A 26037-nucleotide genomic window follows, 5' to 3' on the forward strand; every position below is an offset into this window, starting at 1 on the left:
CGGCGGTGGAGTCCGCATGGTGTTGGAAAAGCGACAGACATCGCGCGCGCCGGGAAATAGCATGCGTCCCAGTATCGTCTATCGAAGGGAGGGGCGCATGCACAACGTGGCGCTCGTGGAGGCCCAGAGCCTCAAGGACTATCTGAACGGCAAGCTCCAGAACGGCGATGCCGGCTTCGTGGGAGACCCCTTCGCGGGGGAGTTCGTCTCCTTCGTCATCAACCCCCACTCCGGCGAGTACACCGTCGTCTCCAAGGCGTAGCTCCCGCACGGGCCCTTGCCAGCGGCCGCATGCGGCGCCTCGGGCCCGCTGCCATCCCTGCGGTGGCGGCGGGCCCCTTGCGTCGGGGAGCGTCGTCCGTGGAGCATCGTCTTCCGTGCAGACTGCCGGCAGTCTGCACGGAAGGTCGGGGCAGTCTGGCGTCAGTCTGCGGCGAGCCCATTTTGGAACGTGGTCCCTCGTGCCCCTCATGTCGCGGCCCGTCCCCTAGCCTCTTCCCAAGGAGGACGAAGGGAGGGGCGTCTTGGGAGCGCGCGTCAGGAGGGGGAGGAGAAGGGCGAGGGCCCTGAGGCTGCGTGGCGGGGCGGTCTGTCTCGCCTGCGTGCTTGCGTCGTTCTGGCTGGGGAGGTCCCTCTCGCCCGGCGGGGTCCTTTCCGGCGTCGATGCAGTCGCTCTGTTTCGGGCGATCGTCCCTGGCTACGGGTTGAGGCGCCCGCACGCGAGGGTGCGGAGCGAGTGGGACGAACGGGCGAGTCCCGACTACTATCGCGTGGTCGGCCTCGCGCTCGTGGACGTGGAGCTCGCGGACGGGGAGGTCAGCTACGCGGAGCTGGATGACCTCGGGAGGTCCGGGCAAGCTGCCGCGAGGGTGAGTTGGGACATGGTCCGGGAGGGCACCTCTCGCCCAAGGGGGGACATGCAGGCCCTCAGCCCCTCGGGATGGGGGCACAACGAGAAGGTGGACATACCGCTGGCGCGCGGGAAGGCATACCACGGCTACTTCTGGAACCGCTCCCACCTCGTCGCGAAGTCACTGGGCGGGGCCGAGGTCGTCCAGAACATGGTGTGCGGCACGCGCATGCAGAACGTGGGGTCAAACGACGAGACGGGCGGCATGGCCTTCTGCGAGACGCTCGTGCGCGACTGGCTCGAGGCTCACCAGGAGGGGAGCGTCACCTACGTCGTCACCCCGCTCTACGAGGGCGAGGAGCTCGTTCCCCGCAGCGTGATCGTCGACCTGATGTCCAGTGACGGCTCGCTGGACCTCGAGGTGGAGGTGTACAACGCGGCGCGGGGATACCTGATCGACTACGCCACAGGCGAGTTCGAACGGGTGGGGGAGTAGGGTCCTGGCCCACAAGAGCCTGCGCGGACGCGGTCTCATGGAGGAAGGTAGGTCGTAGGATCGAATTGCTCGGTTATGTCACGCCTGATTGTGGAACACTTTTTTTCCTAACGCCTAAAATGGTAAGATGTACCAAATTTATTAATATATTTTGGTATATCTTACCATAGGAGGAAGCCACGAAGAAGGATGAGCTCATATCCCTCATGCAAGGTTGCGCAGGCCGAATCACCACGAAGCAGGCCCGGGAGGCGGGCTTCTCTTCGAGCATGCTCCAGCTGCTCGTCTCGCAGGGGGTCGCGGTGCTCGAGAGTCGTGGGGTGTATGCCCTTACGGAGACGCCGCCGGATGACTTCGCCGTAATCGCGCTGAGGTGGCCGAGGGCGGTGTTTCGCTGCAGCAGCTCGCTCTACCTGCACGGTCTGGTGGACTTCGTCCCCGGTGTGTACGAGGTTGCACTCCCGCGGGGCTACAAGGAGGGACACATAATGGAGGAGTTTCCCAACTGCCTCGTCACGCACGAGAACGAGGCGCTTTACGGCCTTGGGGTGGCCTCCGGGCATTCTCCCACCGGAACTCCGCTCGCCCTCCACGACTGCGAGCGTAGCATCTGCGACCTGGTGCTCTCCCGCAGACGTGATGAGGCCGACGCGCAGCTTCTGGGCCAAGCGATGGGCTCGTACTTCTCCTTGCCAAACAAGGATCTTCCCCGGCTTGCGCGATACGCCAACGCCATGGGTATCTCGCCTGAGCTTCAGACCTACCTGGAGGTGCTCTCGTGACCATCAAGAGCGACGCGAGCCTGCGTGGCAAGGCGAAGGCACTCGCCAAGGAGCATGGACTGTCAGCCCAGGAGCTGATGCAGCGCTACTTCTTCGAGCACTTCCTGATGAGGCTCGAGAGGACTAGGTATCGCGAGCACTTCGTCATAAAGGGTGGTCTTCTGCTTTCTGCCATGTTGGGCGTGGCCCAGCGAACGACCATGGATCTCGATGCAACGGTGCGGGCAATGAAGCTTGACGCGGAGAACCTCTCGATAGCAATAGAGGAAATCTGCGCTGAAGATCTGGACGACGATGTGACCTGCAAGCTCGAGAGCGTAGAGCCCATTCGCGAGGATGACGACTACGGTGGATTGCGAGCCCACCTCATCGCCTCCTTCGGACGCATGAGGACGCCACTCAAAATAGACGTCACGACGGGTGACGTTATTACCCCGCATGAGGTTGAGTATGAGTTCCCGACTCTTTTCGAGGAGGGCACGATTCATGTGATGTCGTATCCCCTCGAGACGTGCATCGCAGAGAAGTTCGAGTCGATTGTCAAGCGTGGTGCCGCGACGACCCGCGCCCGCGATTTGTACGACCTTGCGACCCTCACGAGACTGTACGAACGGGAAATCAGGTGGGACGTCCTCGCGAACGCACTGCGTCGTACGTCCGAGCACCGAGGGGCCTGGCACATGATGAGAGACTACGAGCGCGTGAGTCGCGAAATAGAGAATTCGACAGAGATTGCACGAATTTGGAAGGCATACGTGAGGCTTAACCCCTACGCCGCGGTCGTGACGGCGGAGGACTCAATGCGGTGTGTCCGTGAGATCGGCAGGATTCTGGAGCTGTAGGGACAGATTCGACAGCAAGTGGTGTTCCCCGATGCGCTCATGCATGGCGCATAAATCAGTGGACGCTCGCCGATTCGAAAACAGGTGAAAAGGGGCAGCAGATTTTGGCGCACGCCCGACGTAGAGCCACATGCCCCTTGGTACATACAAAAAACAGGTCAAAGGCTCTTAACCTCTGACCTGCTATTTTCTGGTCGGGTGGACTGGATTCGAACCAGCGACCCCTTGACCCCCAGTCAAGTGCGCTACCAAGCTGCGCCACCACCCGCTATGTCTGCCACGCGGTGACCCACGCAGCGCTTGTGCATAGTAGCACTATCCCGCGAAGCAGTTCAAGCGAGAATTTCGAATCTCCTCTCGCCTGCGGACCGATGCGGGAAGGGGTGCCTAGATTCCCAGCAGCTCCCGCTTCTTGAGGTCGAACTCCTCCTCCTTGTGCCCATCCATTGTGGTCGCAGACGCGCTGCCCGTTTGGGGAGGGGACGGACTCTGACAAATTTTTTGCTGACATCCGTCGGGGCATCTGATAAGATGCTAGCGCGCTAAGGGCGATTGGCTCAGGGGTAGAGCACTTCCTTCACACGGAAGGGGTCGCTGGTTCGAATCCAGCATCGCCCACCACGAGAAACGTGGCGGCGGCTTCGGTCGCCGCCTTTTTCATAGGGGCCCATGGCGCAACGGTTAGCGCAGGGGACTCATAATCCCTGGGTTGCAGGTTCGAATCCTGCTGGGCCCACCACAAGAGCAGCAGGCCAGCGACGCATTTGCCGTTGGCCTGCTTTTTCGACCCTCCGCCTGCCCATGGATGACGCCAGCGCCTCTCGCGAAGACAGCATTCTGTGCAGAATGCTGTCGATTTTGGCGTTTGGCCTGTTGAGGGGCGAGAAAGACAGCAAATCTCACAGAATGCTGTCTTCGGCGCCGCCTTCCGTACTGTCACCGCGCTGTCTTCAGCGCCACCCTTCGCGCCCGCCGCCAGGCCCCCGCCCCCATCCGCGTTGCGGCTACAATCGACTTCCAACGCAGGCCTCGCCTGCAAGGCAACAACGACACGGCAACGGGAGGGAGGGACGACATGCCATACGCCTACGCCTCGGTCGCGCTGGACATCCCCACGCGGGCGATAGACGGCTGCTACAGCTACGTCATCCCTCCCGAGCTCTCGACGTCCTGCGCGGTGGGCGCCACCGTCCTCGTGCCCTTCTCACATCGCAACGTGGTGGGCTACGTCATGTCGGTGTCGGACGAGCCTCCCGCGGGCGTCGCCGCGCACAAGCTCCTCGGCATCGCGCGCGTGCTGGCAGACTCCGCCTTCGACGAGGTCTCGGCCCGGCTTGCCACCTGGATGGCGCACGAGTACGGCTGCACCCTCTGCGACGCCGTCCGTCCCTTCCTCGCCCCCGGCCAGACGGTCCGCGTGCGTCGCAGGGGCTCGGACGACCCCTGGGAGCTCGTATGCGAGAAGAGCGGGCCCGTCGACGAGCGCTGGGCGTCCCTCACCCCCAAGGCCGAGGACTGGCGCCCTCGCGCCAACGCCTCGCGCCAGCGCCAGGTCATGGAGGCCCTCGCCTCCGGCCCGCTTCGTCTGGCGGAGCTCTCGGCCACGATGCCGGGGAGCGTCGCCGCGGCGCAGGCCCTCGCCCGCCATGGCGTCGTCCAGATAGAGGAGAGGCGCCGCGTGCGCGGGACGACGGGAACCACGCTCTCGAGCGCCGTCGCCCGCCGGCCCGAGCGCCTGACCCAGGGCCAGCGGGACGCCCTCGCAGAGATCGCCCGTGCCACCGAGGCCGGCGCCGGCGACGTCGTCCTGGTGGACGGCGTGACGGGCTCCGGCAAGACCGAGGTCTACCTCGCCGCCATCGAGCGCTGCGTGGGGCAGGGGAGGGGCGCCATCGTCCTCGTGCCCGAGATCTCGCTTACCGCCCAGACCGTGGGCCGCTTCCGCTCGCGCTTCGGCGATGACGTCGCGATCCTGCACTCGAGGCTCTCTGCTGGGGAGCGCTTCGACCAATGGGACCTGGTGCGCCAGGGCAGCGTGCACGTCGTGGTGGGCGCCCGTTCCGCGCTCTTCGCGCCCGTGTCGGACCTGGGGCTCGTGATCATCGACGAGGAGCACGAGCTGTCCTACAAGCAGGAGTCGGCCCCCCGCTACCATGCCCGCGAGGTCGCGGCCCGCCTCGCCCGCCTGCGCGGCTGCCCGCTCGTCCTGGGGTCGGCCACCCCCTCGCTCGAGAGCCTCCTGCGCTGCCGCCAGGGCTCGCACGCCGGGGTGTCGTGGACGCGCGTCCCGATGCCGGAGCGTCCGGGCTCGGCTGTGCTTCCCCGCGTCCGCGTGGTGGACATGACGCAGCAGTTCGCCGGGGGCAACAAGTCGATCTTCTCGGCACCCCTGAGGGACGCCCTGGAGGGCGTGGTCCAGCGAGGGGAGAAGGCCGTCCTCCTCCTCAACCGCCGAGGCTTCGCCAACTTCCTCATGTGCCGCGACTGCGGCTGCGTGCCCGAGTGCCCGCACTGCTCCACCTCGCTCACCTACCACGAGCGCACGCACTCGCTGATGTGCCACAGCTGCGGCAGGAGCTGGCCGGTCGTCGCCTGGCCCAACCCGGCCACGACCTGCCCCAACTGCGGCAGCCGCTACCTGGCGGCCTTCGGGGTGGGCACCCAGCGCGTCGAGGACGAGCTCTCGCTGCTCCTGGGCGGGCGGGCCCAGGTGATTCGCATGGACGCGGACACCACGCGCGGGAAGGGGGACCACCAGCGGCTGCTCGAGGAGTTCGACGCCGCGGAGTGCGCAGTGCTCGTGGGCACCCAGATGATCGCGAAGGGGCTGGACTTCCCCGAGGTCACGCTGGTCGGCGTCATCAACGCGGACACCACGCTCAAGCTGCCCGACTTCCGTGCGGGCGAGCGTACCTACGACCTGCTCGAGCAGGTGAGCGGGCGCGCCGGCAGGGGGGAGGTCCCGGGGGAGGTCATCATCCAGACCTACTGGGCGAGCCATCCCGCCATCCGGGCCGTGGCGGACCACGACAGGTCCCTCTTCCTCGAGCCCGAGCTCAGGGACCGCGAGGAGGGCAACTACCCGCCCTACTCGCGGCTGGCCAACGTCGTCGTCTGGGGGAGAAGCGCCCCCGCCGTGACGGGGGCGATTGCCTCCCTGGCCCACGCCGTCCGCCAGAGGGTGGAGGGGAGGCGGGGATGGGAGGTGCTGGGTCCCACCGACTGCCTCAAGGCCCGCGTGAAGGACCGCACCCGCCGGCACCTGCTCGTGAAGGCCCCCCTGGGCTCCGAGCCAGGGGAGCTCCTGCAGTCCTGCGTGCGGGGGCTGGACGTCCCCCGCGGCGTGAGCGTCGCCATCGACGTGGACGCGTACGACCTGATGTAGGGTCCCTGGCCCCATGCGACGGCGGTTTGGGAGGCATGTCGCTGGGGTAGTAACATAGCCTGGACAAAGCGTGGCGCCCCCGGCGCCCCCCACATAGCAAGGAGCCATGCAATGAGTGCACTGGAAGACATCGTCTGTGCCCCTGACGGGCGGCTCAAGACAGAGTGCGCGCCCATTGAGGCCATCGACGAGCGCATCAAGAGGCTCGCGCGCCGCATGCTGGACGACATGTACGCCGCCGACGGCTGCGGCCTGGCGGCACCCCAGGTCGGCGAGCTCGTCCAGATGGTCGTCATAGACGTCGACTACTCCGGCCCCAACGGCAAGAACCCCTACGTGCTCATCAACCCCAAGATCGTCGTCGCAGACGGCGAGGAGCGCGAGACGGGCGAGGGCTGCCTGTCGTTCCCCGGCATCACGGTTCCCGTCAGGCGACCCAGCCACGTGGTGGTCCAGGCCCTCAACCTGGACGGGGACCTCATGCAGTACGAAGCCCGCGACAACCTCATGGCCGTCTGCCTCCAGCACGAGATCGACCACATCCACGGCGTGACCATGGTCGACCACCTGAGCGCCGGCCAGCGCATCGCCGCCATGAGGGCCTATCAGGAGGCCACGGCCGCGGGCGCCCGTCCCGGCGACGTCTCCGTAGACTAGTCGGAAGGGGAGCCGCAGATGCGCCTGGCATTCATGGGCACGCCAGACTTCGCCGTGCCCCCCCTCAGGAAGCTCGCCGCCGTCCATGAGGTCGCGCTCGTCGTGACGCGGCCCGATGCCGTGCGCGGCCGCGGGAGGGCCCTCGTGCCCTCCGCGGTGAAGTCGGCGGCCCTCGAGCTCGGGCTCGAGGTGGCCGAGGCGAGGCGCGTGACGTCGGAGCTCCTCGATCGCCTGCGCGACCTCGACCTGGACGCCGTGGCCGTCGCGGCCTTCGGCTGCATCCTGCCCGACGAGCTCCTGGGCATCGCGCGAATGGGCTGCGTCAACGTGCACGGCTCGCTCCTGCCCCGCTGGCGCGGCGCCGCGCCCATCCAGAGGGCGGTGCTCGAGGGCGACGAGCGCGCGGGCATATCCATCATGCGCATTGTCCACGAGCTCGATGCCGGCGCCTACTGCAGGCAGGCGTCGGTCGAGGTGGGCGAGAAGCCCTGCGCGACGGTCATGTCCGAGCTTGCCGAGCTGGGGGCAGACGAGCTGCTCCTGGCCCTCGCGCAGATGGAGGACGGGACGGCCCGCTGGGTCGACCAGGACGAGTCGCAGGTGAGCTATGCCCGCAAGATCGACAAGCGAGAGATGCTCCTCGACCCGGCGGACGGCCGTCTGGCAAACCGCAGGCGCGTCCAGGCGTCCCTCGACGCTGCGCCGGCCCGCATGGCGCTCCAGGGCAAGGGGGTCCGCGTGCTCGACGCGCGCGTCTCTGGCGAGGCGCTATCCCAGGGTGGCGTGCTGGTCCGCAAGGGCCGCGTGTTCCTGGGCTGCTCCGACGGGGCCATCGAGCTCCTGCGGGTCAAGCCCGACGGCAAGTGCGAGATGGACGCCTCCGCCTGGGCGGCGGGACTCCAGAAGAGGGACCTTGGCTGGGGGCGCGCCTAGGCATGGCGAGGGCGACCGCCGCCAGGAGGGCGGCCCTGCGCCTGCTGGGCGAATGCCGGCGTCGCTCTGCCCGCGCGCGCGACCTCATGAGGGCCTCGGAGGGGCTTGACGCCCTCGAGCCCCGCGACCGGTCCCTTGCTACCCGCCTGGTGCTGGGCGTGACACGCTGCTCCGGCGGCCTTGACGGGGTCATCGACGGGCATCTCCGTCGTGGCACGAGGCTCGAGCCCCGGCTGCGTGACGCCCTGAGGGTCGCTGCCTTCGAGCTCCTCTTCCTCTCCACCCCCGCGCAGGCGGCCGTGAGCCAGGGGGTCGAGCTGACCCGCGAGGCGAGCCCCCGCGCCGCCGGCCTCGCCAATGCCGTCCTGCGCCGCATCGCGGAGGAGGACCGGCCCCGCCTGGCCGAGGCGCGCGACCGCCTCCATGCGGCCGCGGCCCCCGGAGGACGGCCTGTCGACGAGGGCTCCACCCCCGATTCCCCGGCAGGCGACATCTCGCTCGGTTGCTGCCTTCCCGGCTGGCTCTCCCGCGAGCTCGTTTCCTCCCTCGGCGCCTCCCGCGCCGCCGCCGTCGCGCTCGACTCCCTCGAGCCCTCCACGCCCTGCGTGGCCGGCAACCTCGTAGTGCAGGGCGAGGCCCCCTCTCGCCTGGCCCTCGAGGTGGCAGGACTCGCCCCGGAGCCGCTCCCGTGGCCGGGCGCCTTCAGGCTCGGCCGCCCGTCAGCCCTCGCTGGCTCCGGCCTGGTGCGCACGTCCGACGTCCTTCCCGCCGACCTCGCGGCGCAGGTCGTCGCCTGGCTCGCCTGCCCCCGGGGAGGAAGGCTCCTCGAGGTCGGCCAGGGCAGGGGCACCAAGAGCCTGCTCCTGCAGTCCGCCGCCAGGGCGCTCGACGTGGACCTTCGCATGGCCTGCGTGGAGAGCGACCCGCACAAGAGCACCTCGTCCGCACGACGCCTGGGGTCCGTGGGGCTTGCCGGGCGTGCGAGCTGCCACGCCCTGGACGGCAGGACCCTCTCGGGAGCCGACGAGTCGCTTCCCGAAGGGCTCAGGGGAGAGTTCCGCCTTGCCTTCCTGGATGCCCCCTGCTCGGGCAGCGGCACCCTGCGCCGCCATCCCGAGGTCGCCTGGTCGCTGGGGGAGGAGGCGGCCCTGCGCGAGCTCCCGAAGCTCCAGCTCGAACTCCTCGGGGCCGTGGCCCGTCGCGTCGAGGTCGGGGGATGTCTGGTCTATTCGACCTGCTCGGAGCTGAGACAGGAGGATGAGGACGTCGTCGCGGCGTTTCTCGCCTCGGACGTCGGGCGAGAATTCAGCCTCGCTGGTCCGCTGGACGCACCCGCCACGGGCGTCCTCGCCCCCGAGCAGCTCGCCCTGGCGCGCTCCATGCTCACCCCCGAGGGCTTCCTGAGGACCTCGCGCGCGAACCGGCTCGGCTCCCCGCTCTGTGACGGTCACTTCATGGCGCGCCTGTGCAGGTTGGGATAGCGGCTTCGGTTGACGGACGCACGAGAGGAGGCCCGTCCGGACAGCTGCCAGACGGGCCTCCTCCCCGCTCTTGCTATGGTGACGCGACCGCGACTCCGATTCTCCGTGGGAGTCGGGCGGCGACCAGGCGCGCTACTTCTTGCCCCTCTGGTCGGTGTTGTAGAAGCCGGATCCCGAGAAGACGATTCCCGAGCTGGAGAAGACCTTCTGGGCCTTGCTGCCGCACTTGGGGCAGCTGACGCTGGGGTGGGTGCTCATGGGATGCTCCACCTCGAAGCGGGTCCCGCACGAGGGGCACTTGTAGTCATAGCGAGCCATGTGAATCCTCCGGAAGAGTGCGTGCACAAAAAGCGGCCTCACGGCCACGTGGACTACTGTACCCAAGTGTGGCCGGCTCTTGCGCCGGGGCCGCCGCCGAGCGGCTGCTACCATGAATCCTGCAACCAGCGGCTGGGAGGGCTGACGCCATGCGCATAGACGGGGCGATCTTCGACCTGGACGGGACCATCCTCGACTCCGCGCCCATGTGGAGAGAGGCCGTCCTCGAGCTCCTCGAGGACGGGGGAGCGCCAGACCCAGGGCAAGTCTACGCGCAGGTCGAGTCGGTGCCCCTGGTCCAGATGTGTCGCCTTCTGCACGAGCGCTACGGAATGCGGGAGGAGCCGGAATGCATCCTTCGCGACCTGCGACGCAGGGCGCTCGAGGGGTATCGGCAGCGCGTGCGGCCCGTCGAGGGCGCGCGCGAGCTCCTGCTCGAGCTGCATGATGCGGGCATCCACCTCGCCGTGGCGAGCTCCACGAGCGCCGACCTCGTGCGCGAGGCGCTCGAGGTCCAAGGGTTGCTCGGGCTCTTCGAGCTCGTCGTCTCCGCAGAGGGGTGCGGCAAGGGCAAGGGCCATCCCGACGTGTACCTCGAGGCGGCGCAGCGCCTGGGCTGCGACGTCAGTGCCACCTGGGTCTTTGAGGACGATCCCCTCGGGCTGGGCTCCGCGCACCGGGCGGGCTTCCCCACGGTCTGCGTCTACAGCGAGGGGGGCGGGCGCGACCGCGCGCTCTGCGAGGACGCATCCACGATCTTCTCGCATGGGTACGTGGACGTCTCGCTGGCGTTGATCCGCGACCTCGAGCCCGTGCCCCCGCGCACGCGGGGCACCCTCAGGGCGCTCGTGGTGGACGGCTCCCCCGAACCGAGCTCGCCCGGCCTCGTGGCACGTCTCGCACGGGATGCCGACTACGTGGTCGCGGCGGACAGGGGTGCCGAGGCCCTCCGTGCCGCCGGCGTCGTGCCCGACGCCTTCTGCGGCGACTTCGACTCCGTGAGGGGCTCGGCCCGGGCCTGGGCGGAGGGGGTGGCGCGGACCAGGATCGCTTTCCCCTCGCAGAAGTACTCGACCGACCTCGCCATCGCCATAGCCTGTGCCCGCAACGAGGCGGCTCGCAGGCGGGAGGCGCTCGAGCTCACGCTCTGCTGCGCGTCGGGGGGCAGGAGCGACCACGCCCTGGCCGTCGTCGGCCAGCTCGCCTCCGCCGCCGACGCGCGGCCTCGCCTCGTGGAGGACGGCTTCGAGTGCCGCGTCCTCTCGCCGACGGGCCGGCCCAGCTGGGAGCTGGGTCCTGAGGCGCAGGGGCGCACGCTCTCTGCCATCGCCCTCTCCCCGGGCTGCGTGCTGAGCGAGCGGGGGCTCAGGTGGGAGCTCGACCATCGCGCGCTTCCCCTGCTTGGGGACGAGGGGGTGTCCAACGTCGTGTGCGTGCCTGACGCGAGCGTGACCTGCCACGAGGGGGTGCTGGCCGTCTTTCTCGTCAGCTAGGTCCGCGGCGGCCGTGGGGAGGGGTGCGCGACGCCCCGCGGGCAGCCGCCTGTGACGCACAAGAAAGGAGGCCCCGAGGGGCCTCCGAGGAATCGCCGGTATGTCGCGCGCCGCGCTACGCCTGGGCGACGGAGCGAGCCAGGTTGCCCTTCTTCAGGCAGCGGGTGCAGACGTTCTTCTTCTGCGGACGCCCGTCGACGACGACGGTGACGCGCTGGATGTTGGGCTTGAACTTGCGGGCGACGGTGCGGTGGGAGTGGCTGATGGAGCGACCAGCAACGGCGTGCTTACCGCAGATATCACATACCTTCGACATGTTTACGACCTCCATAGGGTGGCGCAAGGCGCCAGCAATTACCAAAAGCTGTCCAAATATAGCACAGGACCAGCGGCATGCAAGAACAAAGCGCGACAGCTTGTGTGCGTTTTGTAGCCAGACCACAAGACCTTTGGTGGCAGAGCATTCCGGGGGAGTCCGCCCCGTGTCACCGACGAAAGATACTAGCAGACGGGAGACGGGCTGCGGTGGCGTTCGCGTGGACTTTCCACGGCAGCGGCGTCGGGCTGTGGGCCGGGCGTACGGGTTGTCCTCCTGCGCCGCATGCCTCGCGTGCTAGACTTCTATGAATGAATGCGCCGGTCGAACATCGACCAAGCGAGAGGAGAAGCTATGGCAATGGTCGTCCCCGGAACCCTGAAGGTGTCCAACGACTGCATCGCCGACCTCGCGGGCTATGCCGCCCTCGAGTGCTACGGCGTGGTGGGCATGGCGGTCACCGACGAGCAGGAGGGCCCTGCCCACCTCCTTCCGACCTACCGCCTGCGCAAGGGCGTCGGCGTCTCCGCAGAGGGGGAGACCGTCAAGGTGGACCTCCACGTGGTCGTTGAGCAGGGCGTGAACATGGCGTCCGTGTCAGAAAACCTCGTGAGCGCCGTCAAGTTCATCCTCAGGCAGATTGCCGAGCTTGACAACGTCGAGGTACGCGTCCACGTCGAGGGGATGCGCACCGCCCGCTAGGCGTGCCCCACGATACGAGAGGAACCGAGGTTCTCCAGATCATGATTGCCAACACCATTCGCAGCTGCTTCCCCGTCGCCGCCAAGGTCGTCGCCGACAAGGCGAACGAGATCAACAAGCTCAACGTCTTCCCGGTCCCTGACGGCGACACGGGCACCAACATGTCCCTCACCCTGGGCACGGTGGTGAAGGAGGTCGAGTCGCTCCCCGCCAACGCCTCGGTGAACGACATCGCCAAGGCCATCACCCATGGCTCGCTCATGGGCGCCCGTGGCAACTCGGGCGTCATCACCAGCCAGATCCTGCGCGGCGTGGCCGAGGGCCTCACCGGCGCCAAGGGCCCGGACGCCACCACGGCGGACATCGCCTCGGCGCTGCGCAACGGCGTCAAGGTGGCCTTCAAGGCCGTGCGCAAGCCCGTCGAGGGCACCATCCTCACCGTGCTCAAGGACGTCTCGGCCAGGGCGGACCAGATGGAGAGGGCCAAGGCCACGCCCCAGGAGGCCCTCGACGCCATCGTGGTGGAGGCCTACGAGTCCGTCGCCCGCACCCCCGACCTCCTGCCCGTCCTCAAGGAGAACGGCGTCGTCGACTCTGGCGCCTTCGGCCTCGCGACCTTCATCGAGGCCTTCGTCAACGCCTACGAGGGCAAGGCGGGCGAGGTCTCGGACTTCGACACCAGCGTCACCCCCACGAGCGCCAAGGCGCAGGTCGCCAACGTCGTCGACATAGAGATCAACGACGACTGGGAGGGATCCGAGTTCCGCTACTGCACCGAGTTCCTCTTCCATGCCGACAGCCAGGACTTCGACGAGGAGGCCAACCTCAAGTACCTGAGCTCCATGGGCGACTGCGAGCTCCTCGTGGGCACCAACCCCGACTACAAGATCCACGTGCACACCAACAGGCCCGACCGCGTCCTGCGCCACATGCTGCACCGCGGCCAGATCTTCAACGTGTTCGTCCACAACATGGACCTCGAGGCACAGGAGCGCACCGAGGGCATCCGCGAGGACAAGGAGTCCTCGCCGCGCCACGCCGCCCCCAAGAAGGGCCTGGGCTTCGTGGCCGTCGCCGCAGGGTCCGGGCAGGCCGAGATCTTGCGCTCGCTGGGCGTCGACGTCATCGTGTCCGGCGGGCAGACCATGAACCCCTCCACGGCAGACATCCTCGAGGCCATCGAGGCCTGCAACGCCACGAGCGTCATCGTGCTTCCCAACAACGGCAACATCCGCATGGCCGCCGAGGCCGCCGTCAGCGCCTGCACGGACGTCGAGGCGGCGGTTGTCCCAACCAAGACCGTCCTCCAGGCCTTTGCCGCCATGTTCGCGGCGGACGCCGAAGAGGGACTCGAGGCCAACGTCGAGCAGATGGGAGAGGCCATCGGCACCATCCGTGACGGCGAGGTGACCACCGCGGTGCGCGACTCCGCCGCAGCGGACGGCACCCCCATCCACGCGGGCGACGTCATGGGCATCGAGGGGGGCGCCATCGAGGTCGTGGGCAGTGACGTGCGACAGGTCACCCTCGACGTCATCGCCCGCATGCAGGAAGAGGAGGAGGGGGACACCCTCACCATCCTCGCGGGCTCCGACCTCGGCGACGAGGCCTTCGAAGAGCTCGTGGCCGCCATCGAGGAGGCCCAGCCTGACCTCGAGGTCGACGCGCACCGCGGCGAGCAGCCCCTCTACCCGGTGGTCTTCTCGATAGAGTAAGCCTTGGCAGGAAGAGCAAGCGTTCCCACCTGTGCAGAGGTGGGCGAGCGCCTCTCGAGGACCTGTTCGCTCACGGACGACGCGTCGCGCCTGAGGTTCGTCTCGGGCGCGCGCCATGAGGCCTTGGCTCGCCTGGGCCTCGTCCGCGTCCGCGACGTCCTCCTACACCTGCCCCACCGCTACCTCGACTTCAGCAGGCTGACCAACATAGCCCTCGCGGACGTGGGGGATGACGCTACGGTCATCGCCACGGTGGACCGCGTTACGCTCAAACGCCCTCGGCCGCGCATGCAGGTGGTCGAGGTCTACGTGCTCGACCAGACCGGCGTCATGCGGGTCAGCTTCTTCCGCGCGCCTTGGGTGGCGGACCAGCTCAAGCCTGGCATGCAGGTGGCCCTCTCGGGCAAGGTGGGCTTCGCCTACGGATTCAAGCAGATGCGCTCCCCCTTCTTCGAGGTCATCGAGGGCCAGGGGGACGTCTCGTCCTATGCCCGCATCCTTCCCGTGCATCCGGTGGGGGAGGGCGTCTCCACCTCCTGGATGCGCAGGATCGTCTCGTCCGCGCTCGCCAGCTCGGGCGACGTGGCGGACTTCCTCCCCGTCCGATTCCGGCTCGAGCGATCCCTCATGGGCCTGGGTCGTGCATTGAGGGCCGTCCACTTCCCCCTCAGCCTCGCCGAGGCCGCCGCGGCCAGGGAGCGCCTCGCCTACGACGAGCTCCTCTGCCTGCAGCTCGCCCTCCACTCCAGACGGCAGATGGAGCTTGGGGGCGTCACTCCCTTCAGGCACGTCACGGACGGACCGAGGCTCTCGCGGCTCGTGGCCTCCCTTCCCTTCGAGCTCAGCGACGAGCAGCGCATGGCCGCCCGCCAGATACTCGACGACATGGCGGCCGGCGAGGTCATGAACCGCATCCTCCTGGGAGACGTGGGCACGGGAAAGACCGCCGTGGCGGCGCTCGCCCTCGCCGCGGCGGCAGACTCCGGCAACCAGTCCGCCGTCATGGCGCCGACCTCCGTGCTCGCGCGCCAGTACGCCCGCAAGCTCGGCCCGCTGCTCGACGCGGCGGGCGTGCCCTGGGCCCTGGTCACGGGCGCCACCCCGGCAGACGAGCGGGCGCGTGCCGCCGCGCTCCTCTCGTCGGGCGAGCCCTGCGCGCTCTTCGGCACGACCGCGCTCCTCTCGGACGACCTCGAGTTCCGCCGCCTCTCGCTCGCCGTCATCGACGAGCAGCACCGCTTTGGCGTGGACCAGCGCGCCGCCCTCAGGCGCAAGGGCCCGGGCGCAGACCTCCTGGCCATGACGGCGACGCCCATACCTCGCACGCTGGCCCTCTCACTCTATGGCGACCTCTCGATATCGCGCATCCGTCACAGGCCGGTGCCCGGGGCGGGCGTGACCACAAGGGTCATCCCGCCCGAGAGTATGGACCTCGCATACGCAGGCCTGCGCGAGGCCTGCGAGGCGGGACACCAGGCATACGTGGTCTGCCCGCTCGTGGACGACTCCGACGAGGGCGGCGAGCTCGAGGACGTCCCGGAGTCCGTGCGCTCCAACGCCAAGAGGCTCCATTCGGCCACGTCGACCCAACAGGAGCTCCAGAGGCGCGTGCTACCCGGGCTCAGGGTGGGCCTGCTCACGGGACGCCTTCCCGCGGCGGAGAAGGACCGCGTCATGGAGGAGTTCGCTGCCGGGGGGATCGACGTCCTGGTCTCCACCACGGTCATCGAGGTGGGCGTCGACGTCCCCAATGCCACGGCGATGCTCGTTCTGGACGCCGACCGCTTTGGCCTGGCAACCCTCCACCAGCTCCGTGGGCGCGTGGGCAGGGGTTCCGTGGCGGGCTCCGTCTGGCTGTCCTGCGCTGCCAAGAGGGGCACGCCCGCCCGCAAGCGCCTCGCCGCCCTGGAGTCGACGGACGACGGCTTCGAACTCGCCGAGCTCGACCTCGAGCTCAGGCACGAGGGAGAGGTGCTGGGATACCGGCAGCATGGCAGCAACGTGTCGTTGCGCGTCGCCGACCTCGCGACCGACGCCACCCTCGCAGAGTGGGCCCACGAGGATGCCCTCGCCCTCCTGGATGCGGACCCCTCGCTCTCGGGCGACGACGACAGGCCCCTCGCCCTCGAGGTCAGGGACCGATTCCCAAGCTACTTCGAGGAGATGGAGCGGGCATGAGCCGCATTCGCATAGTGGGAGGGGACTGGAGGGGCCGCTACATCGAGGCTCCTGACGGCCGGAACGTGACGCGACCGACGACCGACCGGACCCGGGAGTCCATGGCGTCGATGCTGATGTCGGCCTGCGGGCTGGAGCTCGCGGGCCAGAGGGTGCTCGACGCCTTCGCGGGGTCGGGGGCCATCGGGCTCGAGCTCCTCTCGCGCGGGGCGCAGTCCTGCTGCTTCGTGGAGCGTGACCGGCCCAGCGCCGCGCGCGTGCGTCGCAACGTCCAGTCGCTCGCAGGCGACCGCGCGGACTCTGTCGCGCGCGTGGTCTGCGGCGACGCGCTCAAGCTGGCCCGTCGCGGCGGCATCTGGGGCTCGCCCTTCTCCATCGTGGTGCTTGACCCACCCTATGCCCTGCCCGCCTCCACGGTCTCGGACATGGTGGTCGATTTGGGCTCCGGGGGCCTGCTTGTCCCGGGCTGCCTCGTGCTCTACGAGCGCTCGACGGATGCCGACGAGCTTGCGCTCCCGGGCGCTCGCCTAGTTCGCAGCAAGTCCCACGGAATCACCACGGTGACCCTCTTCCAGACGCAGGAGGCCTAGGATGGCAGACGACAGGATCCAGCACGTGGTGGTGCCCGGCACCTTCGACCCGGTGACCTACGGGCACCTCGACGTGATCCAGCGCACGTGCAGGCTCTTCCCCCAGGTGACGGTCGCCGTAGCCGCCTCTGTCAACAAGCGCGGCACGGGTCCTGCGTTCTCGCTCGACGAGCGCGTGGACATGCTGCGCTCGTCCCTGCGCGAGGTGGGCATACACGGCGTGGAGGTCAGGCCCTTCTCGGGGCTCCTCATGTCCTTCTGCCGGGAGGTCGGTGCCGGCGGCGTGGTCAAGGGCCTCAGGGCCATGACTGACTTCGAGTACGAGCTCCAGCAGGCCGACCTCAACAGCCACATGGCGCCCGACGTCGAGTCGGTCTTCGTCATGTCCAACCCCCAGTACGGCTACGTCTCCTCCTCCATCGTGCGCGAACTTGCCTCCCTGGGCTCGGACGTGAGCTTCCTCGTGCCCCCGGGGGTGGCGGAGCGCCTGAGGCTCCACTACAGGACCTAGGCGAGAGGCGCGCAGCCACCGCATGTCGTCCGCCCATGCCTTCACGCTGCCCGCAAATGGCCTTCCGGCAAACGGGCAGCTCATCCAATCTGCTAACATGTGAACGATGCGGCCTGAATCCAAACCGAGGGGCGCACGTCAGGTCGCCAGCATGACGAAAGGAGCCCGTATGCAGCCGGGTGAGGAGATCGAGAGCCTGGTCGGCGAACTCGAGCAGATCGTGAGCGAGGGCAAGACGCCCTTCGCCGCGGGCGCCAACAAGAAGATCGTCGACGCCAACGAGGTCTACGAGATACTGGACGAGATCCGCCGCGTCTTCCCGCAGGAGTTCTCTGACGCCCGCCGCATCGTCAAGGAGGAGGCGGAGACCCTGGAGCGTGCCCAGCTGCAGGCCGACTCCATCATCGCCGACGCCCAGCAGCAGGCGATGATCCTCGCGGGCGACCAGGAGGTCGTGCGCCTCGCCCAGCAGCAGGCCGACGACATCCGCGACAAGGCGGCCCAGTACGAGCGCGACACCCGCTACAACGCGGAGGAGTACGCCGACACCGTCCTGGCCCACCTCGAGGACAACCTCAAGTCCCTCACCAACTCCGTCACGCGCGTCCGCCAGACGCTGGACGAGAACTCCGGCCCGCGCAACCAGACCAACGACGTCGCCTGGTAGCGCCATGGCAGAGATCAAGCAAATCCTGGACGAGCGCCTGGCCGAGGCGGGGGACACCCTTCCCCTCTCGGGCCACGTCGACCAGGAGGGCTACAGCCTGGGCGAGCACGAGTTCTCGCTCCCCGAGGGCATGGACTACGACCTCGTCCTCACCAACGTGGGCGAGGGAATCCTCGCCACGGGCATGGTGCGCGCGCACGTGGTGGGCACCTGCGACCGCTGCCTCGACCCCGCCGAGTTCGACGTGGACGGCGAGGTGGACGAGTACTACCTCTTCAAGGACCCCGGCACCCTCCCCGAGGGCGATGACGAAGACGAGGTCGACTACTCGCTCGTCCTGCCCGACCACAGCATCGACCTGGGTGAGGCGATCAACTCCGCCCTGCTCATGGAGACCCCCTACGTCGTCCTCTGCCGCGAGGACTGCGCGGGGCTCTGCCCTGTCTGCGGGACGAACCTCAACCACGAGAACTGCGGTCATGCCGCCCTGCTGGAGGCCTCTCGCATGGAGTCGAATCCCTTCTCCGTGCTCAAGGGTCTCGACCTTTCGTAGGCGGGGGCCGTGCCACGCTCGTCGCCTTGCCCGGTCGGCTGAGCTGGCCGGGCAGCTTCTTGTTCCCCGTCCAGGATCGGGAGGCCCGACGTGATCCGCATCGACATACCGGGAAGGGAAGAGCTCGGGATTGACCACCTCGTGCTCGACTTCAACGGCACCATCGCCGCAGATGGCAGGCTCGTCGGGGGCGTGGCCGAGCGCATCGCGCTCCTCAGCGACCTCGTCGACGTCATCGTGCTGACGGCCGACACCTACGGGAGCGCCGCCGCTGCCTGCGAGGGCCTGCCGCTCAGGCTCCTGACCTTCCCCTCGGATTCCGCCGGTCTCAGCAAGGAGGAGATCGTGCGCTCCCTCGGCGGTGGGGTCTGCTGCGTCGGCAACGGCTACAACGACATCGGGATGTTCGACCTCGCCGCGCTCCGAATCGCCGTGGTGGGGGAGGAGGGCGTGTGCGCTGCCCTGCTCGGGCATGCGGACGTGCTGGTGCCCGGACCCTGCGAGGCGCTTGACCTCCTTCTGCGTCCCAGCCGGCTGAGGGCGACGCTCAGGGCATAGCCTGCCATCCCTGGTGGGTGTTGGGTGGGGCGCGGTCATCCCCAATGCACTCCGGCTTTTGCTACCATGTCGGACGCACCGTGGCGCCTAGAGGCAATTTGCCGTGGAAATGGTGCGCTCTCCTTCACAAGGGGGCGTCTGGTGCTATATTTGTCCTTGTGTGTTTGCAGGTCAGACCGCTCCGGGCAACCGCGCGGGCATGATGTGAGTCTAAGAGAGGTTCAAGATGGCAGTTCCCAAGCAGAAAAAGGGCCGTGGCGCCACGCACACTCGTCGTTCGGCCAACAGCAAGCTCGCCGCTCCGGCACGCTCCGTTTGCCCCCAGTGCGGCGCTCCTAAGCTTCCGCATCACGTGTGCCCCAACTGTGGCTACTATAAGGACCGCGAGGTCGTCGTCACCGAGTAGCCCTCCTGACAGACGAGGCCTGGGGAGGCCGGCCCCAACCGGGGTCGGCCTCCCTCTTTAGACGTACACGCCGCGCAGCGGCACGGGGGAGGCAGGACATGACCACCATCTGCGTTGACGCCATGGGGGGAGACGAGGAGCCCAGGGTCGTCCTCGAGGGCATAGGGAAGGCGCTTGAGGCCGACGGGGACCTGAGCGTCCTCGTCGTGGGCGACGAGGACGTGGTGGTTCCCTTCGCCGCGTCCCACGAGCGGGTGCGCGCGCTCGTCTCGACCGAGGTCATAGGCATGGACGAGCATCCCGCGGACGCGGTGCGCGCCAAGAGGGACTCGAGCATCGTGCGGGGCTGCGCTAGCGTGAGGGCAGGGGAGGCGGACGGCTTCTTCTCCGCCGGGTCCACCGGCGCCATCTTCGCCGCGGCGACGCTCCACATCGGACGCGTCAAGGGCATCAAGCGGCCGTCCATCGCCAGCTCGCTTCCAGGCATGACGGGACGCGAGACCGTCCTTACCGACATGGGCGCCAACGCCGACGCGCGCCCCGACATGCTGGTGCAGTTCGCCCAGATGGGGCGCGCCTACGCGCGCGTCGCGCTGGGCGTGGCGGAGCCCACGGTCGCGCTCCTCTCCAACGGCTCCGAGGACACCAAGGGGTCCGAGGCGGTCCTGGCGGCGCACAAGGCCCTCGCCGAGGCCGGCCCGGACTGGTTCCGTGGCAACTGCGAGGGCACCGACGTGCTCGCCGGCCGCTACGACGTGATCGTCACCGACGGCTTCACCGGCAACGTGGCACTCAAGAGCCTCGAGGGCACCGCCAAGTTCATACTCTCGGAGGTCAAGCGCTCGGTGGCGAGCTCGGGCCGCTCCAAGCTCGGGGCGTTCCTGCTCAAGCCCGCGCTGAAGGCCGTGGCGGCGAGCCTTTCGGGAGACGAGAAGGGCGGCGCGGTCCTGCTGGGGGTCAAGGCGCCGGTGCTCATCGGCCACGGCGCCACCTCCGCCGACGCCGTGATGAACGGCACCCTGGCCTGCGCGCGGGCCGTGCGGGCAGGGCTTGTGGACAATGTCGCCCGCCTGGTCCAGCAGGGCCAGTAGCAGGGTACAATCGACGGAGAATGCAGCCGGTGGCGATGGCGCCACCTTGGTCGAGGAGGATCCATGGAGCGTTCCGACATACTGGCGAAGGTCGTCTCCCTCACGGCGGACGAGCTCGAGGCGGACGCCGCGGGCCTGGACGAGTCAACCGAGTTCAAGAGCCTAGGGGCGGATTCCTTCGACCTGCTCGAGCTCGTCACCGCCTTCGAGGACGAGTTCGGCTCCACCCTCGACGACGACTCCCTGCAGAAGATCCAGACCCTGGGCGACGCCGTCGACGCCATCGCCAGCGCCCTGGGCGCCTAGGGAGGCACGCTCACTTGAAGTCCCACAAGCAGGTGGCCCGCCTCGAGGAGATAGTGGGCCACCACTTCGCTGACCAGAACCTCGCCACCTCGGCGATCACGCATCCCTCCGCGGTGGAGAACAAGCCCGTGTCGGCCTCGTACGAGCGGCTCGAGTTCCTGGGTGACTCCATACTCGGCGCCATCGTCGCCACCGACCTCTTCGAGCGCTTCCCCCGCATGGACGAGGGCGAGCTCACGCGCCTCAAGATCTCGCTCGTGTCGGGCAAGATGCTGAGCGCCGTCGCCGACGAGCTCGGCATAGGGGAGGTCATCGTCTTCGGCGAGTCCGAGCGCGGGACCGGCGCCCGGGGGCTGCACTCCGCCCTCGAGAACGTCTACGAGTCCATAGTCGGGGCCCTCTACCTCGACGCCGGCTACGACGCGACGCACGAGTTCGTCTCCCGCACGCTGGCCCCGCACATGTCGCCGGAGCTTGCGGAGAGGCCCCTCTCGCCCAAGTCGAGGCTCCAGGAGGTGACCCAGCGCGACCTCCGCTGCGCCCCCGAGTACAAGCTCGCCGGAGAGCGCGGTCCCGCGCACAGCCCCACCTTCACCTCGGTCGTCCTCGTGGACGGCGTGCGCATGGGCAGGGGAGAGGGAAGCTCCAAGAAGGAGTCCGAGTCGGCCGCGGCGCTGGATGCCCTCCAGCGCATGGGGCAGCTGCCCGCCTCGGGCGGCGAGAAGAACTAGCGGCCCTGCGCCTGGAAGGGATTCTTTCGACGTGTATCTGAAGTCGCTCACGCTCAAGGGGTTCAAGTCCTTCGCGGACCGCACCAACATGGTCTTCGACCCCGGCCTCACCGTCGTGGTGGGCCCCAACGGCAGCGGCAAGTCAAACATATCCGACGCCATCCTCTGGGTCCTGGGCGAGCAGAGCGCCAAGATGCTCCGCGGCCAGGCCATGGAGGACGTCATCTTCTCGGGCTCCTCGGGCAGGGCCGCGGTGGGCCTCGCCGAGGTGACGCTCGTCCTCGACAACGTGGACCACACCCTTCCGATCGACTTCTCCGAGGTCGCCGTCACGCGCCGCATGTACCGCTCGGGCGAGTCCGAGTACCTCATCAACGGCGCGCCCTCGCGCCTGCGCGACATCACGGACATCCTGCACGACTCCGGCCTGGGCAAGGACACCCACTCCATCATCAGCCAGGGCAAGCTCGACTCGATCCTGGCGAGCCGGCCCGAGGAGCGGCGCGAGCTGGTCGAGGAGGCGGCGGGCATCAGCAAGCATCGCCGCCGCAAGGACCGCTCGGAGCGCAAGCTCCAGGCGATGCAGGACAACCTGACCCGTGCCAAGGACATACAGCGCGAGATCGGCCGCCAGCTCAAGCCCCTCGAGCGACAGGTCGACAAGGCGCAGAGGCACCGCAGCATCACGGGCGAGCTCTCCACCCTCACGACCACGCTCGCCGTGGACGACCTCCGCCAGCTCCAGCAGCGCTACCAGGCCCTCGCCGACCGCGGGCGCGAGGCCGACGCCGCGGTCGAGCTTGCTCAGTACCGCCTGGACGAGAGGAACGCGGAGCTCGAGCGATACCAGTCCCTCCTGGAGCAGAAGGGCATCTTCGTGGGGGACCTGGGCGAGCAGCGCCGGCGCATGCAGGACCTCCTGGGCCGTATGGACTCTGACATGCGCCTCTTGGAGGAGAAGGGCCGCAACATGGTCTCGCGCCTCTCCGAGACGCGCCGTGGCCTCTCCGCCCTGGAGCGCCAGCGCGTTGATGCGGCGGCCGAGCTGGAGCGCGTCACGGGGGAGCTCCTCGAGGCCCGCGCCCTCGCGGACGACCTGCGCGGCAAGGTGGCGGAGCTCGGCCCCGCAGCAAAGGAGGCGAAGGAGCTCCGTCGCTCCCTCGGGTCCAGGCAGGCCCAGCTGACCGCGGACCAGAGGGCCGCCCAGCGCGAGGCGGACCAGGAGACGCTCGCCTACGCGAAGCTGAGCGACCAGATCTCGAACGCGCAGGTGGAGGACCAGATGTTCGAGAGCCGCCTCGCCCAGATCGAGGATGGGGTCGCCACCGCCACAGAGTCCCTCTCCGAGCGCAGGGGCCGCAGGGAGGAGCTCGAGGGCGCGCTCGCCTCCGCCCGCGAGGAGGACGCCGCGCTCGCAACGCGCATCAATGGCTGCAAGGACGAGCAGCGCGACGCCCGCAAGGCGGAGAACGACGCCCGCCACGCGCTCTCGGACGCGCGCGCCCGCCTCTCCGCCCTCGAGTCCGTGGACCGCCAGGCGCAGAACTCGAGCGCCCTCGTCGGCTCCCTCTCGGCCGGAAGGCTGTCTTCCACCATCAGGTACCGCGTGGCAGACCTGGTCGAGGCCCCCTCCGAGCTCGAGGGCCTCGTCGAGTCCCTTCTGGGGGACGACCTGGGAGGCCTCGTCGTGAGCACGGGGGAGGAGCTCGTCGCCCTCGCCCGCGAGGCCGCCTCCAGCAAGGCGAAGGGGCGGGCGTCCCTGCTCTCGCTCGAGGGTCGCGGGCGGGAGCTCCCCGGCGATGGCCTTCCCGGCCGCTCGCTCCTCGCCGAGCTCGTGCCCCTGGCCGGCGCGGAGGCGCTCGTGGCGGGGCTCCTGGGAGACGTGCGGCTCGTGGACGACGTCGCGTCCGCCATCGAGGCGCATGCCAGCCATCCCGAGGCCTGCTACGTGACGGCGGAGGGGGCGATGGCGCTTCCCGACGGACGCGTGGTAGTGGGCAACGCCTCCACGGCCGAGCAGGGCGCCCTCGAGCGCAAGCGCCGCATCAGGCAGCTCCGGGGCGACCTGCCCCGGCTCGAGGGGGCGCTGGGGGAGGCCAGCCAGGCCGCCCAGGACAGCGAGCTGCGGCTCCAGGAGGCACGCGAGGCGAGCGCCAGGGCAAAGGGCGAGGTCGCGCGCCTCGCGGGTGAGCTCTCGTCTGTCACGGGCGAGCTCGGACGCCTGGAGGCGCAGCTGCGACAGGCCGAGTCCGAGCGCGCGCAGGTGACCAAGGGCCGCGAGGCCGCCGCCCAGAGGGCGAGCCGGGCCCGCGAGGAGGTCGAGCGCCACAGGGCCGCGGCCGACGAGGCGACGGCCCGGGCCGCCAGCCTCGGCGAGGAGCTCGAGGAGGTCTCCGCCCAGCGGCAGCGCGCCTCGCGCGAGGAGTCCGACGCCGAGGGCAGGCTGTCTGACGCCCGCCTCAAGCTGGCGACCGTCTCTGAGCGGCGCAACCACCTCGCCGTGCGCGAGGAGGAGCTCTCGCGCCAGCTCGCCGACCTCGACCGGAGGCGGGGGACCATGGAGCGCAGCGCCCGCGCACTTGACGTCCTCCAGCTGAGGGTGGAGCCCCTGCACGGGCGCTACGAGGCCGTCCGCGAGCGGGCACTCGCCTGGGCGGCTCGCCTCAAGGACCGCGCGTCGCTCGCCGAGGCGGATTCCGACTCCCTCAAGAAGACCATCTCGGACGCACGCGAGGCGGTGGCACAGGCGAGCCGCGAGCTCGACGCCGCACGGGAGTCCTCGGGCGAGGTGAAGGTCGAGTCAGGCAAGATCGAGGTGCAGGTCCAGAACGCCATCCAGTCCATAGAGGGCAGCGGCTGGGGCCTCGACGACGCCCTCCGGCTCCCCGAGCCCGACGACCGCGCCCAGATGGAGCGCGACGTCGCCCGGCTCAAGGGTGACCTCGCCCACATCGGCCCCGTCAACGAGGTCGCCATGGACGAGTACGAGAGGCTCAAGGAGCGCGCGGACTACATCGGCGAGCAGGTCGAGGACCTCGAGAGCGCCCGCAAGTCCCTGCAGAAGATCACCGCGGCGATCGAGCGCAAGATGCGCCGCCAGTTCCTGGTGGTCTTCGACCAGGTGAACGCGAACTTCTCCGAGATCTTCTCCCTGCTCTTCCCGGGCGGCCACGCCCACCTCGAGATGTGCGACCCCGACCACCTGGACGAGACGGGCATAGAGATCGTGGCCCAGCCGCGCGGCAAGCGCATCCAGAAGATGACGCTCATGAGCGGCGGCGAGAAGTCCCTCACCGCGCTCGCCCTCCTCTTTGCCGTCTACAAGACCAGGACGGTGCCCTTCTACGTGTTCGACGAGGTTGAGGCCGCCCTCGACGACTCCAACCTCTCCAAGTTGCTCGACGCCATCGAGCGGCTCAAGGACTCCACCCAGCTCATCGTCATCTCGCACCAGCGCAGGACGATGGAGCAGGCGGACGTCCTCTACGGCGTGTCAATGCAGGCCGACGGCGTGAGCCACGTGGTGAGCCAGCGCCTCGACCGTGCCAGCGGAAAGGTGGTGGAGGCCTGATGGGTCTTCGCGACAGGCTGCGCGAGGGTCTCACCCGCTCGCGCGAGGCGATATCCGAGATCTTCTACATGGGCGGCGAGGTGGACGAGGAGTTCTGGGAGGAGCTCGAGGATCGCCTCGTGATGGGCGACATGGGGGCGGAGGTGGCCATGCAGGTCACCGACGACCTGCGCGAACAGGCCGCGCGCGAGGGCCTCAGGACCTCCCGACAGCTGAAGGAGGCCCTCGCCCAGCGCATAGCGGGGGAGTTCGCGCATGCCGAGCGCGACCCCTTCCGGGACCTCCCGTCCTGCGTTCTCTTCGTGGGCATCAACGGGGCGGGGAAGACCACCACGGTGGGCAAGCTCGCCGGCGTCGCCCGCTCGGAGGGGCGCTCCTGCCTCGTGGGAGGCGCCGACACCTTCCGTGCCGCCGCGATCGAGCAGCTCCAGGTCTGGGGCGAGCGCGCGGGGGTCGAGGTCGTCACGCGGGAGCGCGGCGCCGACCCGGCGAGCGTCTGCTATGACGTGATCGAGAGGGCCGAGCGCGAGGGCTGCGATCTCGTGCTCATCGACACCGCAGGCCGCCTGCACACCTCCCCCGAGCTCATGCGCGAGCTCCAGAAGGTGGTCAAGGTGACGCGCAGGCGCGCGGGCATGCCCGTCTCGGTCGTGCTCGTCATAGACGCCACCACCGGGCAGAACGGTCTCGCCCAGGCCAAGGAGTTCAACGAGGCCCTCGAGCTCGACGGCCTCGTGGTGACCAAGCTCGACGGCACCGCCAAGGGCGGCATCGCCGTCGCCATATCGCATGACCTTGCCCTCCCCATTCTGCGCATAGGCGTGGGCGAGGGAATCGACGACCTCCAGAGCTTCGACGCGCTCGAGTTCTCGCGCGCGCTCGTGGGCGAGGGAGAGGGGGAGTAG

25 protein-coding genes and 3 tRNA genes are annotated in these 26037 nt (G+C 68.7%); 25 read left to right on the forward strand and 3 right to left on the reverse strand.

Translation table 11 applies throughout. The features are described 5' to 3' along the window. Positions 1-97 precede the first annotated feature (97 nt). The 4 genes from ACMPH2_RS02245 (at position 98) to ACMPH2_RS02260 (ending at position 2970) form a co-directional block, all read left to right on the forward strand. Positions 98-262, forward strand: coding sequence for a hypothetical protein (locus ACMPH2_RS02245; RefSeq protein WP_417118510.1), 165 nt, complete (start codon positions 98-100; stop codon positions 260-262). Positions 263-524: 262 nt separating this feature from the next. After that, the gene (locus ACMPH2_RS02250) at positions 525-1346 is read left to right on the forward strand and encodes a DNA/RNA non-specific endonuclease (protein WP_417118511.1); all 822 of its coding nucleotides are present in this window, start codon (positions 525-527) and stop codon (positions 1344-1346) included. Positions 1347-1552: 206 nt separating this feature from the next. Then, positions 1553-2128, forward strand: a complete 576-nt coding sequence (locus tag ACMPH2_RS02255; RefSeq protein WP_009279334.1) for a type IV toxin-antitoxin system AbiEi family antitoxin domain-containing protein — start codon at positions 1553-1555, stop codon at positions 2126-2128. Further along, the gene (locus ACMPH2_RS02260; RefSeq protein ID WP_417118512.1) at positions 2125-2970 is read left to right on the forward strand and encodes a nucleotidyl transferase AbiEii/AbiGii toxin family protein; all 846 of its coding nucleotides are present in this window, start codon (positions 2125-2127) and stop codon (positions 2968-2970) included. Before ACMPH2_RS02255 ends, ACMPH2_RS02260 begins: the two co-directional genes overlap by 4 nt. Positions 2971-3161: 191 nt before the next feature. On the opposite strand, the gene ACMPH2_RS02265 is transcribed toward ACMPH2_RS02260, so the two are convergent. Further along, a tRNA-Pro gene (locus ACMPH2_RS02265) sits at positions 3162-3238 on the reverse strand. Between the two features lie 278 nt (positions 3239-3516). Between ACMPH2_RS02265 and ACMPH2_RS02270 the strand changes: the two genes are divergently transcribed. The 6 genes from ACMPH2_RS02270 to ACMPH2_RS02295 all read left to right on the forward strand — a co-directional run bounded on the left by ACMPH2_RS02270 (position 3517) and on the right by ACMPH2_RS02295 (position 9426). Then, positions 3517-3591 (forward strand) — tRNA-Val (locus ACMPH2_RS02270). Between the two features lie 42 nt (positions 3592-3633). Further along, positions 3634-3709, forward strand: a tRNA-Ile gene (locus ACMPH2_RS02275). Between the two features lie 336 nt (positions 3710-4045). Beyond that, entirely contained in the window at positions 4046-6355 is a 2310-nt protein-coding gene (gene priA / locus ACMPH2_RS02280) for a replication restart helicase PriA (RefSeq protein ID WP_417118513.1), read from the forward strand. Positions 6356-6466: 111 nt separating this feature from the next. Beyond that, complete coding sequence (def, locus tag ACMPH2_RS02285) at positions 6467-7012, forward strand: peptide deformylase (RefSeq protein WP_417118514.1); 546 nt, start codon at positions 6467-6469, stop codon at positions 7010-7012. A gap of 18 nt (positions 7013-7030) precedes the next feature. Next, the gene (fmt, locus tag ACMPH2_RS02290) at positions 7031-7945 is read left to right on the forward strand and encodes a methionyl-tRNA formyltransferase (protein ID WP_417118515.1); all 915 of its coding nucleotides are present in this window, start codon (positions 7031-7033) and stop codon (positions 7943-7945) included. Between the two features lie 2 nt (positions 7946-7947). Beyond that, complete coding sequence (locus ACMPH2_RS02295) at positions 7948-9426, forward strand: transcription antitermination factor NusB (protein ID WP_417118516.1); 1479 nt, start codon at positions 7948-7950, stop codon at positions 9424-9426. 132 nt (positions 9427-9558) lie between these two features. On the opposite strand, the gene ACMPH2_RS02300 is transcribed toward ACMPH2_RS02295, so the two are convergent. After that, on the reverse strand, positions 9559-9744 hold the full coding sequence (locus ACMPH2_RS02300; protein ID WP_417118517.1) for an FmdB family zinc ribbon protein: 186 nt from the start codon (positions 9742-9744) through the stop codon (positions 9559-9561). A gap of 149 nt (positions 9745-9893) precedes the next feature. Here ACMPH2_RS02300 and ACMPH2_RS02305 point away from each other — a divergent pair, with 149 nt between their 5' ends. Further along, positions 9894-11237: a thiamine diphosphokinase gene (locus ACMPH2_RS02305; protein ID WP_417118518.1), complete on the forward strand. Its 1344-nt coding sequence runs from the start codon at positions 9894-9896 to the stop codon at positions 11235-11237. Positions 11238-11352: 115 nt separating this feature from the next. Here ACMPH2_RS02305 and rpmB read toward each other — a convergent pair whose 3' ends face one another. After that, a complete protein-coding gene (gene rpmB / locus ACMPH2_RS02310) occupies positions 11353-11553 on the reverse strand; it encodes a 50S ribosomal protein L28 (protein WP_009279326.1) in 201 nt (66 codons plus the stop codon). Positions 11554-11907: 354 nt separating this feature from the next. On the opposite strand from rpmB, the gene ACMPH2_RS02315 reads away from it, so the two are divergent. The 14 genes from ACMPH2_RS02315 to ftsY all read left to right on the forward strand — a co-directional run bounded on the left by ACMPH2_RS02315 (position 11908) and on the right by ftsY (position 26037). Beyond that, positions 11908-12255, forward strand: a complete 348-nt coding sequence (locus ACMPH2_RS02315; protein ID WP_062530973.1) for an Asp23/Gls24 family envelope stress response protein — start codon at positions 11908-11910, stop codon at positions 12253-12255. A 41-nt stretch (positions 12256-12296) separates the two neighbouring features. Next, positions 12297-13970: a DAK2 domain-containing protein gene (locus tag ACMPH2_RS02320; protein WP_417118519.1), complete on the forward strand. Its 1674-nt coding sequence runs from the start codon at positions 12297-12299 to the stop codon at positions 13968-13970. Between the two features lie 3 nt (positions 13971-13973). Continuing rightward, positions 13974-16148: an ATP-dependent DNA helicase RecG gene (locus ACMPH2_RS02325; RefSeq protein WP_417118520.1), complete on the forward strand. Its 2175-nt coding sequence runs from the start codon at positions 13974-13976 to the stop codon at positions 16146-16148. Further along, the gene (locus ACMPH2_RS02330) at positions 16145-16738 is read left to right on the forward strand and encodes an RsmD family RNA methyltransferase (protein WP_417118521.1); all 594 of its coding nucleotides are present in this window, start codon (positions 16145-16147) and stop codon (positions 16736-16738) included. Before ACMPH2_RS02325 ends, ACMPH2_RS02330 begins: the two co-directional genes overlap by 4 nt. A gap of 1 nt (position 16739) precedes the next feature. Further along, entirely contained in the window at positions 16740-17249 is a 510-nt protein-coding gene (gene coaD / locus ACMPH2_RS02335; RefSeq protein WP_009279321.1) for a pantetheine-phosphate adenylyltransferase, read from the forward strand. A 169-nt stretch (positions 17250-17418) separates the two neighbouring features. Further along, on the forward strand, positions 17419-17916 hold the full coding sequence (locus ACMPH2_RS02340) for a hypothetical protein (RefSeq protein WP_009279320.1): 498 nt from the start codon (positions 17419-17421) through the stop codon (positions 17914-17916). A gap of 4 nt (positions 17917-17920) precedes the next feature. Further along, positions 17921-18469, forward strand: a complete 549-nt coding sequence (locus ACMPH2_RS02345; protein ID WP_009279319.1) for a YceD family protein — start codon at positions 17921-17923, stop codon at positions 18467-18469. A gap of 90 nt (positions 18470-18559) precedes the next feature. Further along, positions 18560-19027, forward strand: a complete 468-nt coding sequence (locus tag ACMPH2_RS02350) for an ATPase P (RefSeq protein ID WP_417118522.1) — start codon at positions 18560-18562, stop codon at positions 19025-19027. A 226-nt stretch (positions 19028-19253) separates the two neighbouring features. Beyond that, positions 19254-19433, forward strand: a complete 180-nt coding sequence (gene rpmF / locus ACMPH2_RS02355) for a 50S ribosomal protein L32 (RefSeq protein WP_009279317.1) — start codon at positions 19254-19256, stop codon at positions 19431-19433. Between the two features lie 98 nt (positions 19434-19531). Further along, the gene (gene plsX / locus ACMPH2_RS02360; protein ID WP_417118523.1) at positions 19532-20524 is read left to right on the forward strand and encodes a phosphate acyltransferase PlsX; all 993 of its coding nucleotides are present in this window, start codon (positions 19532-19534) and stop codon (positions 20522-20524) included. A 63-nt stretch (positions 20525-20587) separates the two neighbouring features. Further along, positions 20588-20830: an acyl carrier protein gene (locus ACMPH2_RS02365; RefSeq protein WP_062530986.1), complete on the forward strand. Its 243-nt coding sequence runs from the start codon at positions 20588-20590 to the stop codon at positions 20828-20830. 14 nt (positions 20831-20844) lie between these two features. Then, positions 20845-21561 (forward strand): ribonuclease III, encoded by a 717-nt coding sequence (rnc, locus tag ACMPH2_RS02370; protein ID WP_009279314.1) that lies wholly within the window; start codon positions 20845-20847, stop codon positions 21559-21561. Between the two features lie 31 nt (positions 21562-21592). Beyond that, entirely contained in the window at positions 21593-25132 is a 3540-nt protein-coding gene (smc, locus tag ACMPH2_RS02375; protein WP_417118524.1) for a chromosome segregation protein SMC, read from the forward strand. Then, positions 25132-26037 carry a signal recognition particle-docking protein FtsY gene (ftsY, locus tag ACMPH2_RS02380; RefSeq protein WP_009279312.1) on the forward strand — a complete coding sequence of 302 codons (906 nt, stop codon included), beginning with the start codon at positions 25132-25134 and terminating at the stop codon, positions 26035-26037. The genes smc and ftsY overlap by 1 nt, the downstream gene beginning before the upstream one ends.

It is taken from the genome of Olsenella phocaeensis (genome assembly GCF_048189965.1).
Lineage (GTDB): Bacteria > Actinomycetota > Coriobacteriia > Coriobacteriales > Atopobiaceae > Olsenella_I > Olsenella_I phocaeensis.